General features: G+C 49.0%; 1 protein-coding gene and 1 pseudogene. Both read right to left on the reverse strand.

Going from position 1 to position 1,022, the window contains the following annotated elements; translation table 11 throughout:
• Window positions 1–297 precede the first annotated feature (297 nt).
• Window positions 298–675, reverse strand: a complete 378-nt coding sequence (locus PPL9_RS20885) for a hypothetical protein (protein ID WP_057464499.1) — start codon at window positions 673–675, stop codon at window positions 298–300.
• A 50-nt stretch (window positions 676–725) separates the two neighbouring features.
• Window positions 726–1,022, reverse strand: a pseudogene (locus PPL9_RS20890) (ATP-binding protein); the annotation flags it as partial.

Consider the following 1,022-nt stretch of genomic DNA (forward strand, 5'->3'; position numbering starts at 1 on the left):
GAGTTTGCGTTTGGAGAGCTAACTCCAGACACAAAAAAACCGCCAATAAACGGATGCGGTAACCGCTTCGTAGAGGTTTCGACGCCTCAAGATGAGCATGCGATGATTGGGGCAAGGTGTCAATGCAAGGAAACTGAATTCCTCCACAAACCCATGGGATTAGATGGGCCAACAAGGGAGAACAACAACAAGAACCTCAACACCAAGCCCTCGCGAAAACCACATAGGCGCTTGTGCCGTGGTCTCGAACTACCCGCAGGCAGGAGAAAGGCTGAGAAGGACCCATATGCGTCATAGTTACTTGGTAAACGACTGGCTGACGAGCTTCATAGTCTGTCTTTCCAAAACTGAAAGGAAGCCCTCCCAATGATAAAGAACAATATGTCCGTCCTTTTCATAGACATTCATGACGCAGCTCGCGTTAGGCTCATTAAGGCTTTCCTGAAAACGAACTAAGATTGCATTTTGTTGAAAGTTATGGATTGGATAAAGAAGCAAATCGCCTTCACAACTCTTCAAGGTGAAGTTCAAGAAGCCCTTTTTGAGCAATTTCGTCGCGGTGTCATCTAGGTACAGACTTAGTGTGCCGAACTCGATGTTCATCACTTCACGCAGATCCGAACCAGAGATGCCTTCAACAACCGCTTCTGTTGCTGGGATCAGCAAATCACTCATGAGTCCCTCAATACAAGTTTCTTAAAACATACCGTTCGATAGCATCACCCCTAGATCACATCCAGATAAATCAGCCGCCTTGAACCTGTCGCTTGCTTGGTTACCTGTATCCGCTTCTGCCTCAGCAGCGGTGCTGCCCGATCCACTGCATTACCAAACGCATTCACCTTTGTCGGCCAGAAACGTGAGGATCTGATCTGATCACTCACAATCATATTGAGTTCTGCCAGCAGCTCAGTTGCCGTGCCCACCCAGCTCTCACCACCTTGCCGGACCATGAGAAACTCATGGAGAGCTACCGCAACCGGATCACCTTCAAACACAGCCTCCGCCGTACCGCGCCGGTT

Origin of the sequence: Pseudovibrio sp. POLY-S9, from assembly GCF_001431305.1 — a bacterium.
Lineage (GTDB): Bacteria > Pseudomonadota > Alphaproteobacteria > Rhizobiales > Stappiaceae > Pseudovibrio.